A 25,664-nucleotide genomic window follows, 5' to 3' on the forward strand; every position below is an offset into this window, starting at 1 on the left:
CGGGCGCGGCGGGCGGGGGAGTGGCGGGCGAAGGCCCTGGGGGCGGGGGCGAGGGCCGGTTCGAGCCCTGGCCGCCCGCCGCGACGGTGACGGCCGCCCTGGCGGCGGCGCTGTCGGTCGGGGCGGGGGCGGCGCTGTCGGGCTGGCTGTCCGGCGGGGCACTGGCGGGCGAGCGGATGGCCTGGCTGGGGCCGGCGCCGTGGTGGACGGGCCTGGCGGCGGCGGGCTGGTTCGCGCTGGTGGCCGTCCCGGGCGCCCTGCTGGTGCGGCACCGCGCCCTCGCCCCGGTGCGCCGCGCCCTCGCCCCGGTGCGGCAGCACCCGCCCGCCCCGGCGGTCGGCCAGGGCGCGTACGCCCGGCTCGCGCGGCAGGCGCGCCGGGGCGTGCTCGAGCTGCGCGCCCGGGCCCACGCCCTCGTACTGCGGCTTTCCGAGCCGGGCCGCGCGGGCCGGGGCGGCGGGGATCCGATCGACTGACGGGGCGGTGCGGGCGGCTACTCGGTGTTCCCGGTGAAGTCCACGTACCACTGGGGCGCGTACCGGTCGCAGTTCTCGGCGCCGACGGAGGTCAGCGAGTCCTGCACGCAGGTGACGTACTCGCGGTAGTGGTAGCCGAGGCCGATCACCGCGGTGGCGACCACGACGGTCATCGCGCCGGTCAGGATCCCGGCGAGCGCGGCCGGGGTCAGCGGGTTCGGCGCCGGGGCCCCGGGGGCGTGGCCGGCCGCAGCGGTGGCGGCGGTCCGGGCGGGGCGCGGGGCCCGGAGGGCGCCGATGCCCCAGACGATGCCGAGCGCTCCGACGAGCAGGGCGATCCAGTGGAACCCGGCGAACAGGCAGACCAGGGCGAACGGCCCGGCGAGCGCGGCGTTGCGGGCCCGGCGGTGGGCCGGGTCGGCGGGGTCGAGCCGGGGCGGCTGCGGGGCCGGCGGCCGCTGGCCGGGGTGGCCGTCGCCCTGGCCGGAGCCCCACGGCGGCGGGAGTTGCGGGCGCTCGCCGCCCTGGCCGCCGGCGCCGCCCTGGCCTTCGCCGGGCTTGGGGCTGCGCGGCTGCCACGGCTGGTCCGGGGCATCCGCCGGCGGCGGCGCGAAGGGGTTGCGCTCGCCGTTGTCGTCGCCGCTGCTCATGGGTTCAGCCAATCCTTGTCGGTCGGGACTCGGTCGGGACCCGGCCGGGCTCGGGGGAGCCCGGCCGGAGGGTCTCGCGGTCGTCGCGGTCTGCCGTGCCGTCCAATGATCCCGCAGCCGTTCGACGGCCGACCGGCGGCCCGTGCCCCGGGCCCGGTCACCGGTGGGGGGGGGTGCAACTCCGGTGCGGCGGGCCCGAGGAGATCCCCGTCTCAACTACGCGCGTAGCGCCGCCAGGAGGGTTCGGAGGCCGTCCGACCAGCCGTTATCGTGGTGACGGTCAGCAGCTCGCATCGGTTCCCGGGGCCCGCGTCGCGGCGGGTTCTCCTGGTGTTCCCCCTTGCTCGACCTGCCGTTCGTAGTGGCCCCACCGCCGGTGGACGTACCAGCGGACGGCGCCCGACCTACGGAGAATCGCGCAGTGGCCGCCGCCCCCGCCCAGCACTTCCCGCCCCGCACGCCCGGACCGGCCCGCCTGGTGGTGCTGGTCTCCGGCTCCGGCACCAACCTGCAGGCGCTGCTGGACGCGGTCGCGGACCCGGCCTACGGCGCCGAGATCCTCGCCGTCGGCGCGGACCGGGACGGCATCGCCGGTCTGGAGCGGGCGGAGAAGGCCGGCCTGCCGAGCTTCGTGCACCGGGTGAAGGACCACCCGGACCGCGCCGCCTGGGACCGCGCGCTGACCGCCTCGGTCGCCGAGTACGAGCCGGACCTGGTCGTCACGGCCGGTTTCATGAAGATCCTCGGCCCCGAGTTCATCGCCGCCTTCGCCGGGCGGATCGTCAACACCCACCCCGCACTGCTGCCGTCCTTCCCCGGCGCCCACGGCGTCACCGACGCGCTGGCGTACGGCGTGAAGGTCACCGGCTGCACCGTCCACCTGGTCGACGCCGGCGTGGACACCGGGCCGATCATCGCGCAGGGCGTCGTCGAGGTCGTCGACGCCGACCACGCCGATGGCGGCGAAGCGCTGCACGAGCGCATCAAGACTGTCGAGCGCCAGCTGCTCGTCGACGTCGTGGGCCGGCTGGCCCGCGAGGGCCACCGCATCGAGGACCGAAAGGTATGGATTCCGGCATGAGCGCGAGCTCCACCACGCCCCCTGTCTCCGAGAACATCCGTCCGATCCGTCGCGCGCTGATCAGCGTGTACGACAAGACCGGTCTGGAGGAGCTGGCCCAGGGCCTGCACGCCGCCGGGGTCGCCATCGTCTCCACCGGCTCCACCGCCGGCCGGATCGCCGCCGCCGGCGTCCCGGTGACCGAGGTGTCCGAGCTGACCGGCTTCCCGGAGTGCCTGGACGGCCGGGTGAAGACCCTGCACCCCCGCGTGCACGCCGGCGTGCTGGCCGACCTGCGGCTGGAGTCGCACCGCGCGCAGCTGGCCGAGCTGGGCGTCGAGCCCTTCGACCTGGTCGTGGTGAACCTCTACCCGTTCAAGGCCACCGTCGCCTCCGGCGCCACCCCGGACGAGTGCGTCGAGCAGATCGACATCGGCGGCCCGAGCATGGTCCGCGCCGCGGCGAAGAACCACCCCTCGGTGGCCGTCGTGGTCGACCCGGCCCGCTACGGCGACGTGCTGCGGGCCGCCCGGGAGGGCGGCTTCGACCTGGCCACCCGCAAGCGCCTGGCCGGTGCGGCGTTCGCCCACACCGCCGCCTACGACGTGGCCGTCGCCTCCTGGTTCGAGGCCGGCTACGCGCCGAGCGACGAGACCTTCCCCGAGTTCCTGGGCGCGACCTGGGAGCGGCAGAACGTGCTGCGCTACGGCGAGAACCCGCACCAGGGCGCCGCGCTCTACAGCGACGGCACCGGCGGCCTGGCCGGTGCGCGGCAGCTGCACGGCAAGGAGATGTCGTACAACAACTACGTCGACACCGACGCCGCCCGCCGCGCCGCCCACGACCACGCCGAGCCGGCCGTCGCGATCATCAAGCACGCCAACCCGTGCGGCATCGCGACCGGCGCCGACGTCGCCGAGGCGCACCGCAAGGCGCACGAGTGCGACCCGGTCTCCGCGTACGGCGGCGTGATCGCGGTCAACCGCCCCGTCACCGTCGCGCTGGCCGAGCAGATCGCCCCGATCTTCACCGAGGTCGTCGTGGCCCCCGGCTACGAGGAGGGCGCCCTGGAGGTGCTGACCCGCAAGAAGAACCTGCGGGTGCTGGTCGCGCCCGAGGCCCCGGCCAACCGCCAGGAGGTGCGCCCGATCTCCGGCGGCGTCCTGCTGCAGGACGCCGACCGGGTGCACGCCGAGGGCGACGACCCGGCGAACTGGACGCTCGCCACCGGTGAGGCGCTCTCCCCCGCCGAACTGTCCGAGCTGGCCTTCGCCTGGCGGGCCTGCCGGGCCGTCAAGTCCAACGCGATCCTGCTGGCCAAGGACGGCGCCTCGGTCGGCGTCGGCATGGGCCAGGTCAACCGGGTCGACTCCTGCAGGCTCGCGGTCGAGCGGGCCGGCGAGCGGGCCAAGGGTGCGTACGCGGCCTCCGACGCCTTCTTCCCGTTCGCGGACGGCCCGGCGATCCTGATCGCGGCCGGGGTCAAGGCCATCGTCCAGCCCGGCGGTTCGATCCGCGACGAAGAGGTCATCGCGGCGGCCGCCGAGGCCGGCGTGACCATGTACCTCACCGGCGCGCGCCACTTCTTCCACTGACCGGCACGAAGCGGCCCGGCCCCTCCGAGGAGGGAGCCGGGCCGCTTCGCCGTGTGCCGTGCCGTCCGGTCAGTACCGCGGCCGGTTGAACCAGCTGACGCCGTCCCGGACGCACATGGCGGTGATCCAGATGACGCTGATGGCCAGCCAGAGGAAGGCCATGACCAGGCCCACGGCGGTCCCGCCGCTGATGGCGCCCAGCAGGATCAGCAGGCCGACGAGGGCGCCGAGCGAGCCGTAGACGATGGTGATGACCCGGACGGTGTTGCCGCCCTTGCCGAACTTGGCCCCGAGGGTGATGGAGAGCGCGGCGAACAGCCCGAACAGGACGGCGACGACGATCAGGACACCGGCGGCGGCGTTGCCCATCGCGGTGAACGGGTTGTCGCTGCTGGTGGTCCTGCTGAGGGTGTTGGTGGCGTCCTTCGCGGCAGCCCCGATGATCACGTAGATGATCGCGAGGATCGCCTGCACGCCGCCGACGATGAACAGCAGCACCCGGGCGGTCGTCACCAGGCCCGGCATGGACGGCGGCACGGCCGGCGCGTAGCCGTAGGCCGGGGCGGCCTGCGGGTAGCCGTACCCGGCGGGCGGCGGCGGGGCTTGCTGCGGGTAGCCGTAGCCCGGGGCGGCCGGCGGCTGGCCGTAGGGGTTGTTCGGGTCGGGCGGGTAACTCATGGATGCCTCCGGGCAGTTACGGGGACGCGGGGACGGGACGGCGGACGGCCCGGTGCCGGTCGGAGAGTCGGATCGCCGACCGGACGGGACAGTAGCGGAGCAGGGTGACAGCCCGGCGGCGGTGACGGGCGCCGTCGGCTCAGCGGCGTGGTGAGCGCCGGGTCGGTGGGAGCGTCGACGGGCACGGCGCGGGCGGGACGGCACCGCGGCGTGCGGATCGCTCGGTCTGCTGTGGTCGACTCACTGGCTCTTTCCCCCGGGTACGCCCCGCCGCAGGATCCGTCGGCCCGTCACCGGGCCGGTCGCGGCGGGAATGCCCGCTTATCGTGATCCGGACGGCCGTGCCGTGTCCAGCCGGTTCCACGGGCCAGGTCAAGACTGTGGCGCAACCGCAACGTGCGGCGGACCTTCGTGCCCGACCGGTCGCCCGTGCGGGCCCGGTCGCGCCGGCCCGGCCGCCGGGCGTCGCGGGGCAGCGCCGGCCGTGGTACGGCGACCTGTCGCGATCCGGGAGAATGGGGTCATGACTGCCCAGATTCTCGATGGCAAGGCCACCGCCGCCGCGATCAAGTCCGAACTCGCCGCCCGCGTGGCGGCCCTCAAGGCGAAGGGCGTCACGCCCGGCCTCGGCACCGTCCTGGTCGGTGACGACCCGGGCAGCCGCTGGTACGTGAACGGCAAGCACAAGGACTGCGCCGAGGTCGGCATCGCCTCGATCCAGCGCGAGCTGCCCGCCACCGCCACCCAGCAGGACGTCGAGGACGTCGTCCGCGAGCTCAACGCCGACCCGACCTGCACCGGCTACATCGTCCAGCTGCCGCTGCCCAAGGGCCTGGACCAGAACCCGGTCCTGGAGCTGATGGACCCGGACAAGGACGCGGACGGCCTGCACCCGACCTCGCTCGGCCGCCTCGCCCTCGGCATCGACGGCCCGCTGCCCTGCACCCCGCTGGGCATCGTCGAGCTGCTGCGCCGCCACGGCGTCGAGATCAACGGCGCCGAGGTGGTCGTGGTGGGCCGCGGCGTCACCGTCGGCCGCTCGATCGGCCTGCTGCTGACCCGCCGCAGCGAGAACGCCACCGTGACCCTGTGCCACACCGGCACCCGGGACCTCGCCTACCACCTGCGCAAGGCCGACATCATCGTGGCCGCCGCCGGTGTGCCGCACCTGATCAAGCCGGAGGACGTCAAGCCGGGCGCGGCGGTGCTGGACGTGGGCGTCAGCCGCAGCGAGGGCAAGATCGTCGGCGACGTCCACCCGGGCGTGGCCGCGGTGGCCGGCTGGATCTCCCCGAACCCCGGCGGCGTCGGCCCGATGACCCGCGCGATGCTGCTCAACAACATCGTCGAGGCGGCCGAGCGCCGCGCCGGCATCTGACACCCCAGGGACGGCGAGCATGACTGAACCGCGACCGGCGCGGTCCCGGCGCAGGCCGGTCAAGACCACCGGCACCCTGCCGCCCGAGGGCTCGGCCGCGGCCCTCGGACGCGACCACGCCCTGCCGGTGCGGCAGTGGCCCATAACGCTGGTCCTGCTGGTGGTCGGCGCCGGCCTCGCGGTGACGTGGTTCGCCGGCTCCAAGGACGGGTTCAAGTACGGGCTGCTGATCCTCGGCTGCGGGGTGCTGCTGGGCGCGGTGCTGCGCCTGGTGCTGTCCGAGGTCGGGATGCTGGCGGTGCGCAGCCGCTTCACCGACGTGATCGTGCTGACCTTCCTGGGTGCGTCGATCGTGCTGCTGACCCTGGTCGCGCAGCCGAACCCGTGGCTGCACGTCCCGTTGCTCGACAACATCGGCCAGCTGATGGGCCGGCCCAAGCGCTGACCGGCCCGCGCGCCGGCCGTCCCCCGGGCGCCGGGCCGACCGTCCGCGGCCGCACCCGGCCCCCGCCGGGCTCCTTGGATTCTGGGAGCCGAGCGGGGGCCGCACCGCGTTTGTGACGCATCAGCCAGGCCGGAACCCACGGCATACGCTTCCCTTTGCGATAACCTGACGCCGGTCTCTCGATGTCGAGAGACCATCCTCGGCTCCAGTGCCGGTGTGCCTGGGGCGCCTGGCGAACTGCTGGAGAAGGTAGAAATGACCCGCACCCCCGTCAACGTCACCATCACCGGAGCGGCCGGCCAGATCGGCTACGCGCTGCTCTTCCGCATCGCCTCGGGCCACCTGCTCGGTGCCGACGTGCCGGTGAACCTGCGCCTCCTGGAGATCCCGCAGGGCCTCAAGGCCGCCGAGGGCACCGCCATGGAGCTCGTCGACTGCGCCTTCCCGCTGCTGCGCGACATCAAGATCACCGACAACCCGAACGAGGCCTTCGACGGCGCCAACGTCGCGCTGCTGGTCGGCGCCCGCCCGCGCACCGCCGGCATGGAGCGCGGCGACCTGCTGCAGGCCAACGGCGGCATCTTCCGCCCGCAGGGCAAGGCCATCAACGACCACGCCGCGGACGACATCAAGGTCCTGGTCGTCGGCAACCCGGCGAACACCAACGCCCTGATCGCCCAGCGCAACGCCCCGGACGTCCCGGCCGAGCGCTTCACCGCGATGACCCGCCTGGACCACAACCGCGCCGTCGGCCAGCTGTCCGCCAAGACCGGCGCCCTGGTCTCGGACATCAAGCGCGTCACCATCTGGGGCAACCACTCCGCGACCCAGTACCCGGACGTCTTCCAGGCCGAGGTCGCCGGCAAGCCGGCCTTCGAGGCCGTCGGCAGCGACCAGGCCTGGCTGGAGAACGACTTCATCCCGACCGTCGCCAAGCGCGGCGCGGCCATCATCGAGGCCCGTGGCGCCTCCTCGGCCGCCTCGGCCGCCAACGCCGCCATCGACCACGTGTACACCTGGGTCAACGGCACCCCGGAGGGCGACTGGACCTCCATGGGCGTCGTCTCCGACGGCTCCTACGGCGTCCCGGCCGGCCTGATCTCCTCCTTCCCGGTCACCACCAAGGACGGCAAGTTCGAGATCGTCCAGGGCCTGGAGATCTCCGACTTCTCGCGCGCCCGCATCGACGCCTCGATCAAGGAGCTCACCGAGGAGCGCGACGCGGTCCAGGAGCTCGGCCTCATCTGAGCCCGCCCCGCACGGCTGCACCGGCGGCCCGCCGTCTTCCCCTCGGAAGCGGCGGGGCGCCCCCCCGTCCCGCCCCCCCCCCCCCCCCCCCCCCCCCCCCCCCCCCGAGGGCCAGATCCGGGCGCTGGAGGCGCACGGCACCCGCCGCTCGGCCCGGGCCGCGCACCTGGCCGCCGATCCGAACCGCTTCCTGGCCGCCGTGCAGGTCGGCGTGACCTGCATGGGCTTCCTGTCCGCCGCCTTCGGCGCGGACACCCTGGCCGGCAAGGTCGCCCCGCTGTTCGTCCGGGCCGGCCTGGCCCAGGGCGCGGCCGACGCGGTCGCCCTGGTCGGCCTCACCTTGGTGATCAGCTACGTCTCCCTGGTGCTCGGCGAGCTGACCCCCAAGCGGATCGGCCTGCAGCGCGCCGAGTCCATCGCGGTCACCGCCGCCCCGGTGGTGGACGTGATGTCGGTCGTGCTGCGCCCGGTGATCTGGCTGCTCGGCCACTCCACCAACCTGATGGTCCGCCTCCTCGGCGGCGACCCGACGGCCGGCCGCGGCTCGATGAGCTCCGAGGAACTGCGCGGCCTGGTCGCCGCCAACACCGAACTCGGGAGCGACGAAAGGGCGTTGATCGCCGACGTGTTCGCCGCCGGGGAGCGCCAGCTGCGCGAGGTGATGGTCCCGCGCACCGAGGTGACCTTCCTGGACGCCGAGCGCCCGCTGGCCGCCGTGCGGCAGCAGGCCGACACCTCGCCGCACTCGCGCTACCCGGTGGTCGAGGGCAGCGCCGACGCGGTGGTCGGCTTCGTCCACGTCCGCGACCTGTACGGCGCGCGCGGCGAGCAGGCCGCCAAGGTCCGCGACCTGTCCCGCCCGGTGAAGCTGCTGCCCGGCACCAAGCGGGTGCTGGAGGCGATGGGCGAGATGCGCCGCGAGGGCCACCACCTGGCCATCGTGGTGGACGAGTACGGCGGCACGGCGGGGATCGTCACCCTGGAGGACCTGGTCGAGGAGGTGATCGGCGAGATCCGGGACGAGTACGACCGGCCGGAGACCGCCCCCACCCGCCGCCTCGCCGGCGGCGGCATGGAACTGGACGGCCTGCTCAACCTCGGCGACTTCGCCGAGGAGACCGGCGTCACCCTTCCCGAGGGCCCGTACGAGACGGTGGCCGGCTGCCTGGTCGCCTCGCTCGGCCGGCTGCCCCGGGACGGCGACCAGGTGCGCGTGCCGCTGGAGGGCGGCGGCCGGGTCCTGCTGACGGTGGCCAAGGTGGAGGGCCGGCGGATCGCCCGGGTGAGGGTGAGTGCGGTCACACTGGCCGAACCTCCTGGGTCGGAGGTTTCCTGAGCGACCGGTGGAACTGGAACAATGGCCCGCATGGTCAACGCAGCGGTCACCGGTCCGGTCAAGGACCGTCCCCGGGTGCTCTCCGGCATCCAGCCCACCTCCGGCTCGTTCCACCTCGGCAACTACCTGGGCGCGGTGCGCCAGTGGGTCGACCTGCAGAAGGACAACGACGCCTTCTACATGGTCGTCGACCTGCACGCGATCACGGTGCCGCAGGATCCGGCGACGCTGCGCGAGAACACCCGGATCTCCGCCGCCCAGCTGCTCGGCGCCGGCCTGGACCCGGACCACTGCACGCTGTTCGTCCAGTCGCACGTGCCCGAGCACGCGCAGCTCGCCTGGGTGATGAACTGCCTCACCGGCTTCGGCGAGGCCGCCCGGATGACCCAGTTCAAGGACAAGTCCTCCCGGTACGGCTCCGACAGCACCACCGTCGGCCTGTTCACCTACCCGATCCTGCAGATCGCGGACATCCTGCTCTATCAGGCGGACGCCGTCCCGGTCGGCGAGGACCAGCGCCAGCACGTGGAGATCACCCGCGACATCGGCGACCGCTTCAACACCCGTTTCGGTCGGAGCTTCACGATCCCGAAGCCGTACATCCTCAAGGAGACGGCGAAGATCATGGACCTGCAGGACCCGGGCGTGAAGATGAGCAAGTCCGCCTCCTCGGCCAAGGGCCTGGTGAGCCTGCTGGACGAGCCGAAGGCGAGCGCCAAGAAGTTCAAGAGCGCCGTCACCGACACCGGCACCGTCGTGTCCTACGACGAGGAGCAGAAGCCGGGCGTCTCCAACCTGCTGCGCATCCACTCCGCGCTCAGCGGCCAGTCGGTCGACCAGCTGGTCGACCACTTCGAGGGCAAGATGTACGGCGCCCTGAAGACCGAGCTGGCCGAGCTGTTCACCGAGTGGGTCACCCCCTTCCAGGAGCGCACCCGCACCTTCCTGGACGACCCGGCCGAGCTGGACCGGGTCCTGGCCGACGGCGCCCGCAAGGCCCGCGAGGTGTCCTCCCGGACGCTGGAGACGGTGTACGACCGGATCGGCTTCCTCCCGGCCGCCAAGCGGTGATTGCCCTCACACCCCCGCCCGGTGGTGGCGGCCTCCCGGAGGTCGTCACCATCGGCGTGTCCGTGAGCGTCCCGGACCCGTACGGCGCGGCGATCCAGGACGCCCGCGCCGGGCACGGCGATCCGCTGGCCCGGTCGATACCGACGCACGTCACCCTGCTGCCGCCGACCGAGGTGCCGGCCGGGGCGCTGCCGAAGATCGAGGAGCACCTGGCGGCGGTGGCCGCCGCGCACCGGCCGTTCCGGATGCTGCTGCGCGGCAGCGGGACCTTCCGCCCGGTCTCCCCGGTGGTGTTCGTCCGGGTCGAGGAGGGCGCGCAGGAGTGCCGACTGCTGGAGGCGGACATCCGCTCCGGCCCGCTGGCCCGCGAGCTGGCGTTCCCGTACCACCCGCACGTGACGGTCGCGCACGGCCTGCCGGACGACGTGCTGGACCAGGCGTACGAGCAGGCGCGCGGCTTCCGGGCCGCCTTCCCGGTGCCGGGCTTCGGCCTCTCCCGCTTCGACGCGGACGAGGTCTGGCGGCCCTGGCGGAGCTACTCGTTCTCCTGACCGGGAGTCCGGTGGCCGGGAGCCCGCTGCCGCGCCCGCCGGCGCGCCCGCTGTCGCTGCCGGGCCCGCGCTCGAACTAGCCTGCGGCCCGCCCGAGTTCGAGCATCCGGTCGACCACCCGGCGGGCCGCGCCGCCGTCGTCCAGGGCGCAGTGCTCGCGCCGGAAGCGCCGGTAGCGCCCGGTGTAGCCGGGCGGCAGCCGGGTGCCGCCGTCGGCGAGCCGACGCAGCGCGCCGAGCAGGTCGGCCGAGGTCGGCACCAGCGGGCCGGGGGCCTTCGACTCGAAGTCGAAGCAGAAGCCGCGCAGGCTGTCGCGGTAGTGCTCCAGGTCGTAGGTGAAGAAGTACATCGGGCGGCCGGTGATCGCGAAGTCGAACATGATCGACGAGTAGTCGGTCACCAGCACGTCCGCGACCAGCAGCAGTTCCTGCGGGTCGGGGTAGTCCCCGCAGTCGTACAGGAAGCCGTCGCCGGCGCCGGGCAGCGGCTCCCGCACGTGGGTGTGCGGGCGGACGAGCAGCACGTGGTCCCCGCCGAGCAGCCGTCGGGCGTGGTCGAGGTCCAGTCGCAGGTCGAGCCGGAAGCCGTCGCCGTCGCCGCGCTGCTGGTCCTCGCGCCAGGTGGGCGCGTACAGCACGATCCGCCTGCCGTCGGGGACGCCGAGCCGGCGGCGGACGGCTGCGGCGGTCCGGCCGTCCGGGCGGGCGAGCACGTCGTTGCGGGGGTAGCCGGATTCCAGCACCTCGCCCCGGTAGCGGAAGGCGCGCCGCAGGATCGGGGTGGCGAACGGGCTGGGGGAGAGCAGCAGGCTCCAGTGCGGGGTCTCCCGGTCGAGCGCCGCCAGGTAGCCGTGGTCGGCCAGCCAGGGGCTCTCCACGTCGTGGGCGATCCGCTTCAGCAGTGAGCCGTGCCAGGTCTGCACGACGACCTGGCCCGGGCGGCGCTCCAGGAAGTCCGGGAAGTGGGTGTTGCCGACCAGGTACCGGCAGGTGGCCAGGGCCCGGTACCACTCCGGGCTCCAGGGCCGCACCGGGGTGATCCCGGCCGGCACCGCGGCCTGGGCGTCGTCGACCACCCACAGGTGCTCCAAGGGCGCGCCGCGGCGGGCGAGTTCGGCGTGCACCGCGCGCGGGGAGTCGGCGTAGCCGCGGCCGCCGAACACGTCGTACAGGACCGCCTCGCGCAGCGGCTCGCGGCGGGCGGCCGGGTAGTGCTCGGTGCGCTGGCGGCTCTGCGTCCAGGCGCTGCGCTCGGCGGCGGTGAGCACGGGGGTGGAGTCCACCAGCAGGGTGTCGTGCCAGCGGCGCTGCAGCAGGACCTGCTTTCCGCCGACCGCGGCGGCGGGGGCAGCGGCAGGGACGGCAGCGGGGACGGCGGCGGGGAGAGCGGGCAGCGCGGCGGGGGCGGCGAGCAGCGGGCGGCTCGGCCCGGTACCGTCGCCCGACTCCAGCGTGGCCTGCCAGATGCCCTTGCGCAGGGGCAGCGCGACGCCGTCCGAGCCGGTGCGGGTGGCGGGCACCCGGGCCCGGAACCGGCCGTCCGGGGCGGTCTCCAGCGGGGTGCGGACCTCGCTCGCGGTGCCGCGGTGCCGCAGCACCAGGTCCAGCCGGTGCGCGGCCGGGGCGGGGCAGTGGCCGGACAGTTCGAAGCCGTCGGGCCGTACGGCGATCCGGTCGACCAGGCCGGCCGCGGGCTGGACGCAGACCTGGAGCCGGCCGTCGGCGAGGTGCTTGAGGTAGAGCACGCGGTCCGGCGCGTCGGGCAGCGGGTGCTGGCCGGCCACCGGGCCGCCGCGTTCGTCGAGGCAGAGCCGCACGGCGGCGCCGTCGGGGTGCAGCAGTTCGGCGTCCCAGTGCTCCAGTTCGCCGGTGCCGCGCCCCGCGGTGGTCAGCGGCCGGTACGGCAGTGGGGCGGTGAAGGCGTTGCCGGAGCGGGCGAGCGGCTGCTCGACCGTCGTGTCGCTCTCCCGGTGGCGCAGTCGCAACACGGTGCCGGCGGGGCAGGAGTCGGCGACGCCGGTCAGGCCGAGTCCGTCGGCGGTGCGGGCAGCCCGGGTGATCCGGGCGGCGGGGCGCTCCAGCCGCAGCCGCAGCCGGCCGTCCTCGAAGTACGGCTGGAGGCGGACGTCGTGGTCCACCCAGCGGGCCGGCGGGTACTCGCCGGAGCCGCACCAGTGCGGGGCGAGGGCGCCGTACTGGCGGCGCACCAGGGTGGCGCGGCGGCGGGTGAAGAGGGTGGTCTCGATCTGCCAGTCGCCGAGCAGCCAGCCGGCCTCGCGGCGCAGCCGGCCGGGATCCAGCAGGGCGGTGAAGCCCGACCAGTCGTGGTTGTACTCGGGTTGGGCGCTGTCGTCGGTGATCTCGGGCATCCGGCGCGGTCTGGAGCGCAGGTGCACGGGCGGCTCGCTCCCGTTCTCGTGGCGCAGGGTCAGCCAGGTCCAGGCGGAGCCGGGGCGGCCGGTGTCCAGGCCGTCCGGGCGGGCGAAGCCGGTGAGCTCCAGGCCGCGGTCGTGCCAGCGGGCGCTTAACAGCCCGAACGCCACGTCCCGGTCTTCGGCGGGGCGCCCCGTGGTGACGCGGGGGGCGGCGTGCGGCAGGACGATCCGGGTGAGCACAGGCATGGCGGTGGGAGCCCTTCGGAATGGTAATCCATATCCCATCCAGAAATTACGCCCGGGTCAAACTGCACGCTTTTTCGAATTCCCTCGGAATTCATTTCTGGGAACGCGGGTTCGAGAATTGCTCCGGCGTTCGGCAGGGCATTCCGGAATGCCTGACCGGAAACGCCGAGGCGCCCGACACCTGGGGTGTCGGGCGCCTCGTGGACCAGTCGCGGAAGCTACTCCTTGCGGAGCATCGCGTCGACCACCCGGGCGGCGGCCTTGCCATCGTCCAGGTCGCAGTACGCCTCCCGGAACGCGGCCGCCTTGTCCGCGTACTCGGCCGCGATCTCGTCCGTCCGGCCCAGTGCGGCGACCAGTTCCTCGGAGGTGGAGATCAGCGGGCCGGGCGCCTCCGCCTCGAAGTCCAGGCTGAAGCCGCGCAGGTTGTCCCGGTAGTGCTCCAGGTCGTAGGTGAAGAAGAGCATCGGCTTGCCGGTCGACGCGAAGTCGAACACGCTCGCCGAGTAGTCGGTCACCAGGACGTCGGCGATCAGCAGCAGCTCCGCCATGTCGGGGTAGCTGCCGACGTCCCAGATGTAGCCGTTGCCGGCGCCCGGGATCTGGCCGCACATCACGTTGTGCCGGCGCACCAGCAGCACCTGGTCGTCGCCGAGCGCGGCCTTGGCCGCCGCCAGGTCGATCCGCAGGTCGATCTGGTAGCCGCCCTGCGGGCGGCGCCGGTCCTCGCGCCAGGTCGGCGCGTAGAGCACGACCTTCTTGCCCTCGGGCAGGCCGAGCCGCTCCCGGACCTGCTCGGCGGTCTTCTCCCGGTCGGCCGCGAACAGCCGGTCGTTCCGGGGCGAACCGCTCTCCAGGATCTCGCCCTTGAAGTCGAAGGCGCGCCGCAGCACCGGGGCCGACCAGCTGTTGCCGGCCGTCAGCAGGCTCCAGTTCGGCACCTCCCGGGCCAGGCCCTTGAGGTAGTTGGAGTCGGTGAACCAGACCTTCTCGAAGTCCAGGCCGACCTGCTTCAGCGGGGTGCCCTGCCAGGTCTGCAGGACCACCTGGCCGGGGCGGCGGACGAAGAAGTCGGGCAGGTGGGTGCCGGTGACGATGTACTTGGCGGTGGCCAGCGCCTCGAACCACTCCGGGCTCCACAGCCGCACGGGCGTGGCACTCTGCGGCAGCTCGACCTGGAAGTCGTCGCTGCCCCACAGGTGCTCCAGCGGCAGGCCCCGGCGGACCAGCTCCTCGTGGATCGCCCGCGGCGAGTCGGCGTACATGCTGCCGTTGCCGGCGTTGTACAGCACCGCGTCGCGCACCGGCAGCCGGCGGGCGGCCGGGTAGTCGACGGTGCGCAGCTGGCGCTGGCGGTAGCCGGACCGCTCCTCGGGCAGCAGCGCCCCGTGCGCCTCCAGCGACAGGCCGTCGTGGTGGCGGCGCTCCAGCACTATGCGCTTGCCGCGGGACTCGACTTCGAGCGGCAGTGCGTCGAAGCAGTCCGGGGTGACCAGCGCGGACGCGTCGGGCAGCACTTCTTCCGCCCCGACCGGGCGGAAGAAGACGTTCCAGGTGCCCTTGGCGAGCGGCACCCGGCCGGCGTAGGTGGCGGTGGGCACGGTGGGCAGCGCGGTGCGGAACCGGCCGTCCGAGATCTCCACCGGGTAGACGTGCTCCTCCTCGCGCCAGTGGTGACGGACCACCAGCTCCCAGCGGTGCGCGCCGGGCAGCGGGAACGAGCCGCTGAGCAGGAAGCCGTCGGCGCCGCGCGAGGACACCTCGTCGACCAGCGGCTGGAGCACCTGGTCGGAGAACTGCAGGTGCCCGCCGGGGGAGGGCTTGGCGTAGAGCGCCCGGCGGCTGCCCTCCGGGGCCTGCGGGTTCAGCGGCAGGTGCAGCCGCTCGGGCGCGTTGCGCTCGTCCCAGGCCAGCTCGACGACGCTGCCGTCGGCCAGCAGCAGCGCGGTGTCCCAGCGGTCGCGGCTGCGCTCGGAGGCCAGCGGGTCCAGCTCGGCCCAGGCCTCGCGGACGGCGGTCAGCTCGGCCGTCGCGAAGGACGCGGTGAAGGGCTGCAGCGAGCCGGCGGGCGCGCCCAGCTCCAGCGGGACGGTCACCTCGCGGTCCGATTCGAGGTGGGTCAGCTGCAGCCGGGCCCCGGCGTAGCTCGGGCCGGAGCGCGCCGCGCCCGAGACCTCGACCCGGTCGGCGTGCGCGGTCAGGCCGGTCACCCGGGCCTTGACCGTCTCCACCCGGAGGTAGAGGAAGCCGTCCCGGACCCACGGCGCGATCCGCACGTCCGGCTCGACCCAGTGCGACGGGACGTACTGCGCGGTGTCGCTCCAGCCGGCCGAGATCCGGCCCTTGTACACCCCGCCCTTGCCCGCGCCGGCCACCAGGAAGCGCCAGTGGCCGTCCTTCCACTGGCCGCGGTGCTTGAGCTTCTTCGGGTCGACGGCGACGGTGAAGCCGGACCAGTCGCAGCTGTACAGGTCGTGGCTGCAGCTGGCGGTGGCCTCGGGGCTGTACGTGGTCTTCATCGGGACGGCGATCGTCCGCCGGCCCTTGGTCTCGCGCAGCACCAGGGTGCGGACCATGTCGTGCTTGCTGGCCGCGCCCAGCTGCTCCGGGTACGCGTGCCCGCTCAGCCGCAGCTTCCCGCCCACCCAGGCGCTCTCGTAGAGGCGGCTGCGCATGACCAGCGAGTTGTCGAGCTTGAGCACGCCGGCCGGCACGCTCTTGCGCCCGCCGCGCAGGAACGGGTAGTCCGCGTACGGGCGCAGCAGCCCGCGGGCCCGGACGCCGCCGCTGGTCTCGCCCTCGTACTTGATCTGCTCGACCAGCTCGTCCACCCGGCCCGCCAGGGTCAGGTGGTACTTCAGCCGCAGCGGCGCGCGCAGCTTGCGGACTTGCTCGGGGCCGATCGCCCGGAGCAGCCGGCTGACGCTCTGGACGTAGGCGTCCCGGTACTCCCTGTCGCCGTCCACGACGGACCAGAAGAACATCGGGATCTCCTCGACGAGGGTGTTCTCGTCGTAGGAGCGCAGGTACTGGGCGAAGCGCGGCTCGGTCTGCTTCTTCAGCCAGCCGCGGACCAGCTCCACCGAGGCGACCCGGTCGACCAGGCCCTTGGGGTTGGTGCGCATCTGCGTGATCGACATCTCGCCGACCTCGCGCTCGCGCCAGTGGTAGATCGGCTCGGAGAGCACGTCCACGCTCTTGGCCAGGTAGTGGTGCGGCACGCTGACCGGGGCGTCCTCGTACAGGATGCCCTCGGGGTAGAGCAGGCCGGCCGCGTCGAAGAAGGAGCGGCGGTACACCTTGTTCCACGCGGTGCGGTCGGTGACCAGCGCCGGGATCTCGGTGATGTGGGTCTTGAGCCGGGTCTCCTTGAACGGCTTCACGTGGCCGCCGGACTGGTAGTAGCCCACGGCACGGAAGCGCAGCACGTTGCCGGTGCAGAAGTCCGAGCCGGTCTCGTCCAGCGTGTTGATCATCAGCTCGTACGCGCTCGGCGGCATCGAGTCGTCGCTGTCCACGAAGCACAGGAACTCGGAGTCCGGGTCGATGTGCCGGATGCCGGTGTTGCGGGCCGCGCCGAGGCCCTTGTTCACCTGGCGCACCAGCCGGAAGCGGGAGTCCTGGGCCGCGTACGCCTCGGCGAGCGCCGCGCTGCCGTCCTTCGACCCGTCGTCGACCATGACGCACTCGAAGTCCGTGAAGGACTGGGCGGCGATCGAGTCGAGGCACTCGACGAGGTAACGCTCGACGTTGTAGATCGGAACGACGATGGAGAGGCGGGGAGCCATCGGCTACGCAGGCCTTTCTCGGGAAGGAGCGTGGCAGCCCGGTGGGGGTCTGACCGCACTTGATCGGTGCGCACGTGCGTCCTGATACTACCTCCGGGGCCGCAGCCTCCCCCGGGGCTACTACCCTGGGCCCGTGCCCCGCTTCAGCGTCATCGTCCCCGTGTACAAGGTCCAGGACTACCTCGCCGAGTGCCTCGACTCGGTGCTCGGGCAGGACGGCCCGGACTTCGAACTGATCGCGGTGGACGACCGCTCCCCGGACGGCTGCGGGGCGATGCTGGACGAGGCCGCCGCGGACCCCCGGGTCCGGGTGCTGCACCTGCCGGAGAACGTCGGCCTCGGCCGGGCCCGCAACGCCGGCCTGGAGGTCGCCACCGGCGACTACGTGGTCTTCCTCGACAGCGACGACACCCTCACCCCCGGTCTGCTCAAGAGCATCGACGCCCGGCTCACCGCCACCGGCGACCCGGACGTCCTGGTCTACGACTACGCCCGCACCTACGCCGACGGCCGCACCACCAGGGCCGCCTCCGCGCACGTCTTCGGCGCCGCCTCCCCGGACGTCTTCGACCTCGCCGCCCGCCCCGACCTGCTCGACCTGCTCCAGGTCGTCTGGAACAAGGCCTACCGCCGCGACTTCGTCACCGAGCAGCGGCTGGTCTTCCCGGCCGGGTACTACGAGGACACCCCCTGGACGTACCCGGCGCTGCTGGCCGCCGCCCGGATCACCCTGCTCGACCAGGTCGGCGTGCACTACCGCCAGCGCCAGGAGGGCGGCAACATCCTGGCCACCGCCAGCCGCAAGCACTTCGACGTCTTCGACCAGTACGACCTCGTCTTCGCCTTCCTCGACCGCCGCCCCGACCTGGACCGCTGGCGACCCGTGGTCTACGGCCGGATGCTGCACCACCTCAACACCGTGGTCTCCAAGCCCGGCCGGGTCCCGCCCGGCGACCGCCGCGAGTACTTCCGCCGCGCGGCCGCGCACTGTGCCCGGCTGCGCCCGGCCGGCTACCGCCCGCCCGCCGGTGTGGACGGCGTGCGCACCGAACTGCTCAGCCGCGGCCGCTACGGCGCGTACCAGGCCGTCCGCGCGCTCGCGAAGGCCCGCCGACTCGCCAAGCGGTGAGGCCGCCGACCCGCCAAGCGGTGAGGCCGCCGACTCACCGGGCGGTGCGGCCCGCGCCTGGCGGCCGTTCGGGGGACGGACCGGTATAACCGGTCGGGTGGACTTCCTGACCCGCCTCCCGGTCGTCGGCCCGCTCGCGCTCCGGGTGCTGCGCAGCCGCCCGTACCGCGCGTACGAGCACTTCACCGCCGCCCGCGGCAACCGGCTGGCGGGCGCCGTCACCTTCTTCGGCTTCCTCGCCCTCTTCCCGCTGCTCACGGTGGGCCTGGCGATCGCGGTCGCGACGCTCAGCGACAGCCGGGTGCACGACCTGCAGGACCGCATCTCCGACCAGCTCCCGGGCATCTCCGACGCGCTCGACCTGCCGTCCCTGGTGTCCAACGCCGGCGCGGTCGGGGTGGTCGGCGGGGCGCTGCTGCTGGTCTCCGGCCTCGGCTGGGTCGACACCATGCGCACCTCGATCCGGGACGTCTGGCAGCTCCCCGACGAGGACGCCAATCCCGTCCTGCGCAAGGCCTGGGACGTCGTGGTGCTCGGCGGCCTCGGCCTGGTGTCGCTGTTCTCGATGGCCGCCTCCGCCGCCGGGACGACCCTGGCCGGGCGGACCGCCCAGGCGATCGGCCTGGGCAGCGGCTACCTGCTGACCGGGGTCGGCGTGCTGATCGCCATAGGGTGCGACACGCTGCTCTTCGCCTACCTGCTGGCGCCGTTCCCCGGCATCACCGGCCAGCGCCGCCGGGACCTCGTGCAGGGCGCGCTGATCGGTGCGGTCGGCTTCGAACTGCTGAAGCTCCTGCTCGCCTCCTACCTCGGCTCGGTCGCCGGGCGGAGCCTGTACGGGGCCTTCGCCACGCCGGTGGCGCTGCTGCTGTGGATCAACTTCGTCTCCCGGCTGCTGATGTACTGCGTGGCCTGGACGGCGACGGCAGACCCGGCGGCCGCCCTGGAACGGGCCAGGGCGCGGGGACGGGCGATCCTGGAGGCTGCGGACGAGGCGGCGGCCTCGACCGCCGAGCGGGCCGGGCAGGCCGAGCAACCCGAGCGGGCCGAGAAGACCGAGCAGCCCGAGCGGGCGGAAGGGGCCGCGGACACCGCGGGGCAGGCCCCCGGGACGGCCGCCGCCGGGGACGGCAGGGCCCGGCCCCGGGACTGAGACCGGGCCGCCCCGCGGGACACGGAGGTCAGCCGGCGGAGCGCCGCCGCCACAGCACCAGCCCGCCATACCCGGCCGCGGCTCCGGCGAGCACGACCGCCGCCCAGCCGGCCAGGCCGAGCCAGTCGTCCCCGCCGCCGGCCGGAGCGGCGGCTCGCGGGGCGGTGGGGGAGGGGTGCGGCGGCGGCGCGGGCGTGCCGGCGGCGCCGCCCGCCTGGCCGGTCGGCTCGGTGCCGCCCGGCGGCAGCTCGTCGACCAGCCTGCCCACCGGCTGGACCTTCCCGGCCGCGGCGAAGCCCCAGTCGAGGAGGGCGGCCGTCTCGTCGTACACCTTCTGGTAGCTCGCCGGGTGCATCACCGTGACCAGCAGGGTGCGCCCGTCGCGTTCGGCGGCGCCGACGAAGGTGGAGCCGGCGTTCGTGGTGGTGCCGTTCTTCACCCCGATCAGGCCGGGGTACTTGCCCAGCAGCCGGTCGGTGTTGGCGATCCCGAAGCTGCCGCGCTGGCCGGTGTTCTTGTCCACGGCGCCCGGGAACATCGCGTCCCGGGTGGCGCAGTACGCCCTGAAGTCGGCGTTGCGCAGGCCGGCCCTGGCGAACAGCGACAGGTCGTAGGCCGAGGAGACCTGGCCGTCCATGTCGTAGCCGTCCGGGGAGACCACCTTGGTGTCCTTCGCCTGCAGCGCCTCGGCGCGCGCCTGCATCTCGGCGACGGTCTGCGGGATGCCGCCGTTCATGTGCGACAGGACGTGCACGGCGTCGTTGCCCGAACTCAGGAACACGCCGCGCCACAGGTCCTCGACCCGGTACTCCAGGTCCTCCTTGATGCCGACCAGGCTGCTGCCGGGGCCGATCCCCGTGATCTCCTCGTCGGCGACCTTGTGCACCGCGTTGCGGTCGAACTTGGGCAGCACGGTGTCGGCGAAGAGGATCTTGAGCGTGCTGGCCGGCGGCAGCCTGAGGTGCGGGTTGTAGGACGCCAGCACGTCTCCTGACGCGGCGTCGGAGACTATCCAGGACTGGCCGGTGAGGCCGGTCGGCAGCGGCGGGGTGCCCGCCGGCGCGGCGACCTGGACCCCGGGCAGCCCGAGCCGCTCGCCGCCGACCGCGACCGACGGAGGCGGCTGCTGCGGGGCCGCGACGGCCGCCGGGGCGGCGAGCAGGACCGGAAGGGCCGCGGTGGCCGCGGCGCACAGACGCGCGAAGGTGTGACGGGGTGTGGACACCAGCTGACCGTACCCATTCCGACACCCCGGCGTCCGCCGCTCCGGGGCCGTCCTCCGCAGGAGGGGCCCGCCGTACGCCGATCGGAGGCCCGCGCATACTGGGTGGCACACCGTCTTCACACCCCCCGCCGAGGACCACCCCATGAAGCTCAGCCGCCGCACCTCCTGGTTCCTGACCGCCTTCGGCGTCTGGTCGGTCATCATCTGGTCGACCTTCGTCAAGAACCTCTGGAAGGACTCCGGCGGCCAGGCGTTCGTCAACGGCGACCACTCCCAGCCCACCGCCTTCTTCTGGGTGCACCTGCTGCTCGCCGTCACCTCCTTCGTGCTCGGCGTCGCGGTCGGCGCCGTCGGCGTGCGCGGGCTGCGCGCCACCCGGCGCAGCCCGGCCACCGACTGATCTCTGTTGCCGCCGGCCCGCCCCCCGGGCAGCCCGGCGCGCCGCGCCGGGAGACGCCGAAGGCCCCCGTCCGATCCGGAGATCGGGCGGGGGCCTTCGGGCGTCGGTCAGGCGGGGATCAGAAGCGGCGGGTGACCAGCGCCCGCTTCACTTCCTGGATCGCCTTGGTGACCTCGATGCCACGCGGGCAGGCCTCGGAGCAGTTGAAGGTGGTGCGGCAGCGCCACACGCCCTCGCGGTCGTTGAGGATCTCCAGGCGCTGCTCGGCACCCTCGTCGCGCGAGTCGAAGATGAAGCGGTGCGCGTTGACGATCGCGGCCGGGCCGAAGTACTGGCCGTCGTTCCAGAACACCGGGCAGGACGACGTGCACGCGGCGCACAGGATGCACTTGGTGGTGTCGTCGAAGCGCTCGCGGTCCTCGGCGGACTGCAGGCGCTCGCGGGTCGGCTCGTTCCCGTTGGTGATGAGGAACGGCATGACGTCCTTGTACGCCTGGAAGAACGGGTCCATGTCCACGACCAGGTCCTTGAGGACCGTGAGGCCCTTTATGGCCTCGATCGTGATCGGCTTCTCCGGGTTGACGTCCTTGATCAGGGTCTTGCACGCCAGCCGGTTGCGGCCGTTGATCCGCATGGCGTCGGAGCCGCAGATGCCGTGCGCGCAGGAACGGCGGTAGGTGAGGGTGCCGTCCTGCTCCCACTTGATCTTGTTGAGCGCGTCCAGGACGCGCTCCTTCGGGTCCATCTCCAGCTGGTAGTCGACCCACACCGGGTCCGGGTGCTCCTCCGGGTTGAACCGGCGGATCCGGAAGGTGACGGTGATCAGCTGGGCGGCACCGCTCTCGGCCGCGTCCAGAGCGGCCGAGTGCTTCTCCACGGTCGGAGTGCTCATCAGTACTTACGCTCCATCGGCTGGTAGCGGGTCGTGACGACCGGCTTGTAGTCGAGGCGGATGGAGGTGGTGCCGTCGGCGGCGACCTCCTGGTACGCCATGGTGTGCTGCATGAACTTCACGTCGTCACGGGTCGGGAAGTCCTCGCGGTAGTGACCGCCGCGCGACTCCTCGCGGGCCAGCGCGGAGACGGCCAGCACCTCGGCCAGGTCGAGCAGGTTGCCCAGCTCGACGGCCTCCAGGAGGTCCGTGTTGTAGCGGAAGCCCTTGTCCTGGATGGAGACGTGCTTGTAGCGCTCGCGCAGCGCGGCGATGTCCTCGACCGCCTGCTTCAGGGTGGCGCCGGTGCGGTAGACCATCGCGTTGGCGTCCATGGTCTCCTGCAGTTCCTTGCGGATCTGCGCCACGGACTCGGTGCCGGTGGACTCGCGCAGGCCGTCGACCAGCGCCTGCACCTTGTCGGCCGGGTTCTCGGGCAGCTCGGTGAAGTCGACCGTCTGCGCGTAGTCGGCGGCGGCGATGCCGGCCCGCTTGCCGAAGACGTTGATGTCGAGCAGCGAGTTGGTGCCCAGGCGGTTGGCGCCGTGCACGGACACGCACGCGACCTCGCCGGCCGCGTACAGGCCGGGGACGACGTCGGTGTTGTTGCGCAGGACCTCGCCCTCGACGTTGGTCGGGATGCCGCCCATGGCGTAGTGCGCGGTGGGCTGGATCGGGATCGGGTCCGTGTAGGGCTCGATGCCGAGGTAGGTGCGCGCGAACTCGGTGATGTCCGGGAGCTTGGCGTCCAGCTGCTCCGGCGGCAGGTGGGTCAGGTCCAGGTAGACGTGGTCGCCGTCCGGACCGCAGCCGCGGCCTTCGCGGATCTCGGTGTAGATCGCGCGGGAGCAGACGTCACGGGACGCGAGGTCCTTCATGACCGGGGCGTAGCGCTCCATGAAGCGCTCGCCGTCCTTGTTGCGCAGGATGCCGCCCTCGCCGCGGGCGCCCTCGGTGAGCAGGATGCCCATGCGCCAGATGCCCGTCGGGTGGAACTGGAAGAACTCCATGTCCTCCAGCGGCAGGCCGCGGCGGTACACCAGGGCCTGGCCGTCACCGGTGAGGGTGTGGGCGTTGGAGGAGACCTTGAAGAACTTGCCGGTGCCGCCGGAGGCGAACACGACGGACTTGGCCTGGAAGACGTGGATCTCGCCGGTGGCCAGCTCGTAGGCGACGACGCCGGCCGTCCGGCCCTCGTTGAGCAGCAGGTCGAGGACGTAGAACTCGTTGAAGAACTCGACGCCGTGCTTGACGCAGTTCTGGAACAGCGTCTGGAGGATCATGTGGCCGGTGCGGTCGGCCGCGTAGCACGAGCGGCGGACCGGGGCCTCGCCGTGGTTGCGGGAGTGGCCGCCGAAGCGGCGCTGGTCGATCCGGCCCTGCTCGGTGCGGGAGAAGGGCAGGCCCATCTTCTCCAGGTCGAGGACGGCGTCGATGGCCTCCTTGCACATGATCTCGGCGGCGTCCTGGTCGACCAGGTAGTCACCGCCCTTGACCGTGTCGAAGGTGTGCCACTCCCAGTTGTCCTCCTCGACGTTGGCGAGGGCGGCGCACATGCCGCCCTGGGCCGCGCCGGTGTGCGACCGGGTCGGGTAGAGCTTGGTCAGGACGGCGGTGCGGCTGCGCTGCGTCGACTCGATGGCCGCACGCATGCCGGCGCCGCCGGCGCCGACGATGACGGTGTCGTACTGGTGAATCTGCATGGGGGTTTAACTCGCCTCTGGCCTCTGCCGATGGTCGATGGTGCTCGCGGCTCAGATGTTGGGGTCGAAGGTGAAGATCACCAGGGTGCCGAGCAGCACGGTGAAGACCGTGGCGGTACCCATGAGCCCCTTGAGCCAGAGCCGGGTCGAGTCCTTCTCGGCGTAGTCGTTGATGACCTGACGCATGCCGTTGGCGCCGTGCAGCATGGCGAGCCAGAGCATCAGGAGGTCCCAGCCCTGCCAGAACGGCGAGGCCCAGCGGCCGGCCACGAAGGCGAAGCCGATCCTGGAGACGCCGCCGTCGAGCAGCAGCATGATGATCAGGTGGCCGAGGATCAGCGCGACCAGGACGACACCGGACAGGCGCATGAAGAGCCAGGCCAGCATCTCGAAGTTGGTGCGGGTGCGGCGCGGGGTCTTCGTGGTCCGCTTGCGGGGCGGCTCGATGACGAACGCGTCGGCGGGGTTGCCGGTCCCGAGGCCCTTGCCGGTGTGCGCCTGCTTGGAGGGGACGACGACGGCGTCGGAGATTTCCGTGGACATGTCTCGGCTCACTTCCCGAACCAGGCGATCAGCGTGTGCTGCAGGACCCCGTAGAAGGAGCCGGCCATCAGGACGACCCAGACGCCGACGACGGTCCAGAGCATCTGCTTCTGGTACTTCGGGCCCTTGGACCAGAAGTCCACCGCGACGACCCGCAGGCCGTTCAGGGCGTGGAACAGGATGGCGGCCACCAGGCCGTACTCCATCAGGTTCACGAGGGGCTGCTTGTATGTCTGGATGACGGTGTCGTAGGACTCCGGCGACACTCGCACCAGAGCGGTGTCCAGGACGTGGGCGAACAGGAAGAAGAAGATGAGGACGCCGGTGACTCGATGAGCCACCCAGCTCCACATACCTTCCCGGCCGCGGTACAGCGTTCCAGCCGGCACGGAAAAACCCTCCGGAAGCGATTGGGGGCTCGGCCGGCTTCGGTGTCGGTCAGCCCGGCCGGGTATGGTCCACCGGCCGCCAGCATCCTATCGACGCCTTCTCGGTAACCGCCCCCGGGGGCCCCAGGTGTGATCAATCAGGCACTTCTGGCCTAGCGCGACGGGAACCGACCCGGTGTCCGCGACCCTGGGTGACCGGCTGCTCGCGCTGCGGTGTCCGCTTCCTTGGCGCCTCGCCGACCTCTCGGCGGCCCCGCCTCCGCCGGCCGGGAAGCCGGGGAGGCGGGCGCCGATCCCTGACCGGGCACCGGGCCGACCCGGGGCACGTCCACGTGCGGGGGATCGGGCGCGGCGATCGGATTCACCCGCACGAATGAACCGGCTGCCGCCGTCCCCGCCCGGCGCGCGGGTGCCGTCCGGATCGTCCGCCGGCGGGTGGCCGGGCTCCGGGCCGCGCGGGCGGAGGAGCGGCCGGCGTGGTGGGAGTAGGAGGAGTAAGGGGAGTAAGGGGGCGGGGAGGGCCGGGCTCAGTGGGCTCCGGCCTCCGAATGGGTGGCGACCAGGTGCTCCAGCCGGGTGAGGGCGATCCGGCGGAGCTCGTCCGCCGCGATCAGCCGCTCCTCGTCCGGGTCGTTGGCCAGCCGGGTGCGGATGGAGGAGAGCACGGTGTCGAGCATCTCCTCCGGGGCGACGCCCTCCAGGCAGACGACGAAGACGTGGCCGAACCTGGCCTCGTACGCGGCGTGCGCCGCCCGCAGCGCGGTGTGCGCGGCCTGGCTTCCGGGGGCCCGCATGCCGAGCAGCGGCTGCGGCATCCAGCTCTCGTCCGCCAGCGCCTCGGTGAGGTCGGCCGGGCGGAGGTCGTAGGAGGCCTCGCTGGCGGCGGCCAGCAGGGACTCTATGTCGGGGTACGGCCGGTGCGCGGTGAGCCGCAGGGCCCAGCGGTGGCTGCCGCAGCAGGCCAGGAGGGCCTCCTCGGCGGCGCCGGCGTCGGCCTCGTTGAAGCGGTGCAACCCGAGGAGGGTCGGCTCTGTTGTGACGTCGAGCCGCTGTGACGGGATGTCGCTGGCCAGCGGGTCCTCCTCGTGAGGGCGGGAAGGTGGCCGGTGAAGTGGAGTGGTGGTGGAGCAGCTGAAGTATGGGGGCTGCGGCGGGGACTCCGGCCCGGTCCGGCAGCTCCTTCAAGGTAGTTGAGCGGTCATCAGTTGGGGAGGGCGCACGCGGAATTCATCCGGACGAGCTATCAAGTTGTGACGTTGACACCTTCGTGTCAGCGCCCTCCCCGGGTTCGGGCG

General features: G+C 72.9%; 21 protein-coding genes and 1 pseudogene. 12 read left to right on the forward strand and 10 right to left on the reverse strand.

Annotated features, from left to right (window positions below; translation table 11 throughout):
• Positions 1–476 (forward strand): annotated as a pseudogene (locus IF30_RS0122810) (hypothetical protein); the annotation flags it as partial.
• 17 nt (positions 477–493) lie between these two features.
• On the opposite strand, the gene IF30_RS0122815 reads toward IF30_RS0122810, so the two are convergent.
• On the reverse strand, positions 494–1,126 hold the full coding sequence (locus IF30_RS0122815) for a hypothetical protein (protein WP_051710876.1): 633 nt from the start codon (positions 1,124–1,126) through the stop codon (positions 494–496).
• A 421-nt stretch (positions 1,127–1,547) separates the two neighbouring features.
• Here IF30_RS0122815 and purN point away from each other — a divergent pair, with 421 nt between their 5' ends.
• Together purN and purH are read left to right on the forward strand one after the other, a co-directional pair.
• Positions 1,548–2,207, forward strand: a complete 660-nt coding sequence (gene purN, locus IF30_RS0122820; protein ID WP_030241476.1) for a phosphoribosylglycinamide formyltransferase — start codon at positions 1,548–1,550, stop codon at positions 2,205–2,207.
• Complete coding sequence (gene purH / locus IF30_RS0122825; protein WP_030241478.1) at positions 2,204–3,781, forward strand: bifunctional phosphoribosylaminoimidazolecarboxamide formyltransferase/IMP cyclohydrolase; 1,578 nt, start codon at positions 2,204–2,206, stop codon at positions 3,779–3,781. Before purN ends, purH begins: the two co-directional genes overlap by 4 nt.
• A gap of 69 nt (positions 3,782–3,850) precedes the next feature.
• Here purH and IF30_RS0122830 read toward each other — a convergent pair whose 3' ends face one another.
• The gene (locus IF30_RS0122830; protein ID WP_030241479.1) at positions 3,851–4,459 is read right to left on the reverse strand and encodes a hypothetical protein; all 609 of its coding nucleotides are present in this window, start codon (positions 4,457–4,459) and stop codon (positions 3,851–3,853) included.
• Positions 4,460–4,982: 523 nt separating this feature from the next.
• On the opposite strand from IF30_RS0122830, the gene IF30_RS0122835 reads away from it, so the two are divergent.
• From IF30_RS0122835 to IF30_RS0122860, 6 genes are all read left to right on the forward strand, one after another.
• Positions 4,983–5,837 carry a bifunctional methylenetetrahydrofolate dehydrogenase/methenyltetrahydrofolate cyclohydrolase gene (locus tag IF30_RS0122835; RefSeq protein WP_030241481.1) on the forward strand — a complete coding sequence of 285 codons (855 nt, stop codon included), beginning with the start codon at positions 4,983–4,985 and terminating at the stop codon, positions 5,835–5,837.
• A gap of 19 nt (positions 5,838–5,856) precedes the next feature.
• Positions 5,857–6,282, forward strand: coding sequence for a DUF3017 domain-containing protein (locus IF30_RS0122840; protein ID WP_030241484.1), 426 nt, complete (start codon positions 5,857–5,859; stop codon positions 6,280–6,282).
• Positions 6,283–6,537: 255 nt separating this feature from the next.
• Complete coding sequence (locus tag IF30_RS0122845; protein ID WP_030241488.1) at positions 6,538–7,530, forward strand: malate dehydrogenase; 993 nt, start codon at positions 6,538–6,540, stop codon at positions 7,528–7,530.
• Between the two features lie 124 nt (positions 7,531–7,654).
• Positions 7,655–8,866 (forward strand): hemolysin family protein, encoded by a 1,212-nt coding sequence (locus IF30_RS0122850; protein ID WP_267884561.1) that lies wholly within the window; start codon positions 7,655–7,657, stop codon positions 8,864–8,866.
• 30 nt (positions 8,867–8,896) lie between these two features.
• Positions 8,897–9,937 (forward strand): tryptophan--tRNA ligase, encoded by a 1,041-nt coding sequence (trpS, locus tag IF30_RS0122855; protein ID WP_063752750.1) that lies wholly within the window; start codon positions 8,897–8,899, stop codon positions 9,935–9,937.
• 62 nt (positions 9,938–9,999) lie between these two features.
• The gene (locus tag IF30_RS0122860) at positions 10,000–10,488 is read left to right on the forward strand and encodes a 2'-5' RNA ligase family protein (RefSeq protein ID WP_234322809.1); all 489 of its coding nucleotides are present in this window, start codon (positions 10,000–10,002) and stop codon (positions 10,486–10,488) included.
• A 76-nt stretch (positions 10,489–10,564) separates the two neighbouring features.
• Here IF30_RS0122860 and IF30_RS0122865 read toward each other — a convergent pair whose 3' ends face one another.
• Together IF30_RS0122865 and IF30_RS0122870 are read right to left on the reverse strand one after the other, a co-directional pair.
• On the reverse strand, positions 10,565–13,108 hold the full coding sequence (locus tag IF30_RS0122865) for a CDP-glycerol glycerophosphotransferase family protein (RefSeq protein ID WP_158835371.1): 2,544 nt from the start codon (positions 13,106–13,108) through the stop codon (positions 10,565–10,567).
• Positions 13,109–13,326: 218 nt separating this feature from the next.
• Positions 13,327–16,896: a bifunctional glycosyltransferase/CDP-glycerol:glycerophosphate glycerophosphotransferase gene (locus IF30_RS0122870; RefSeq protein WP_030241513.1), complete on the reverse strand. Its 3,570-nt coding sequence runs from the start codon at positions 16,894–16,896 to the stop codon at positions 13,327–13,329.
• 133 nt (positions 16,897–17,029) lie between these two features.
• Here IF30_RS0122870 and IF30_RS0122875 point away from each other — a divergent pair, with 133 nt between their 5' ends.
• The gene (locus IF30_RS0122875; protein WP_030241516.1) at positions 17,030–18,025 is read left to right on the forward strand and encodes a glycosyltransferase family 2 protein; all 996 of its coding nucleotides are present in this window, start codon (positions 17,030–17,032) and stop codon (positions 18,023–18,025) included.
• Positions 18,026–18,122: 97 nt separating this feature from the next.
• Positions 18,123–19,178, forward strand: coding sequence for a YihY/virulence factor BrkB family protein (locus IF30_RS0122880; protein WP_030241519.1), 1,056 nt, complete (start codon positions 18,123–18,125; stop codon positions 19,176–19,178).
• 28 nt (positions 19,179–19,206) lie between these two features.
• Here the strand turns inward: IF30_RS0122880 and IF30_RS0122885 are convergent, their stop codons facing one another.
• Positions 19,207–20,403 (reverse strand): D-alanyl-D-alanine carboxypeptidase family protein, encoded by a 1,197-nt coding sequence (locus tag IF30_RS0122885; protein WP_234322810.1) that lies wholly within the window; start codon positions 20,401–20,403, stop codon positions 19,207–19,209.
• A 142-nt stretch (positions 20,404–20,545) separates the two neighbouring features.
• Here IF30_RS0122885 and IF30_RS0122890 point away from each other — a divergent pair, with 142 nt between their 5' ends.
• The gene (locus IF30_RS0122890) at positions 20,546–20,803 is read left to right on the forward strand and encodes an SCO4848 family membrane protein (RefSeq protein WP_030241526.1); all 258 of its coding nucleotides are present in this window, start codon (positions 20,546–20,548) and stop codon (positions 20,801–20,803) included.
• Positions 20,804–20,921: 118 nt separating this feature from the next.
• Here the strand turns inward: IF30_RS0122890 and IF30_RS0122895 are convergent, their stop codons facing one another.
• The 5 genes from IF30_RS0122895 to IF30_RS0122915 form a co-directional block, all read right to left on the reverse strand.
• On the reverse strand, positions 20,922–21,695 hold the full coding sequence (locus IF30_RS0122895) for a succinate dehydrogenase iron-sulfur subunit (RefSeq protein WP_030241529.1): 774 nt from the start codon (positions 21,693–21,695) through the stop codon (positions 20,922–20,924).
• Entirely contained in the window at positions 21,695–23,437 is a 1,743-nt protein-coding gene (gene sdhA, locus IF30_RS0122900; protein ID WP_030241531.1) for a succinate dehydrogenase flavoprotein subunit, read from the reverse strand. The genes IF30_RS0122895 and sdhA overlap by 1 nt, the downstream gene beginning before the upstream one ends.
• A 51-nt stretch (positions 23,438–23,488) precedes the next feature.
• On the reverse strand, positions 23,489–23,980 hold the full coding sequence (gene sdhD / locus IF30_RS0122905) for a succinate dehydrogenase, hydrophobic membrane anchor protein (RefSeq protein WP_030241534.1): 492 nt from the start codon (positions 23,978–23,980) through the stop codon (positions 23,489–23,491).
• An 8-nt stretch (positions 23,981–23,988) separates the two neighbouring features.
• On the reverse strand, positions 23,989–24,369 hold the full coding sequence (sdhC, locus tag IF30_RS0122910) for a succinate dehydrogenase, cytochrome b556 subunit (RefSeq protein ID WP_037900898.1): 381 nt from the start codon (positions 24,367–24,369) through the stop codon (positions 23,989–23,991).
• Between the two features lie 527 nt (positions 24,370–24,896).
• Positions 24,897–25,382, reverse strand: a complete 486-nt coding sequence (locus IF30_RS0122915; protein ID WP_037900903.1) for a 2-oxo-4-hydroxy-4-carboxy-5-ureidoimidazoline decarboxylase — start codon at positions 25,380–25,382, stop codon at positions 24,897–24,899.
• Between the last annotated feature and the right edge of the window lie 282 nt (positions 25,383–25,664).

Source organism: Streptomyces sp. NRRL S-350, from assembly GCF_000719705.1.
Taxonomy (GTDB): Bacteria; Actinomycetota; Actinomycetes; order Streptomycetales; family Streptomycetaceae; genus Kitasatospora.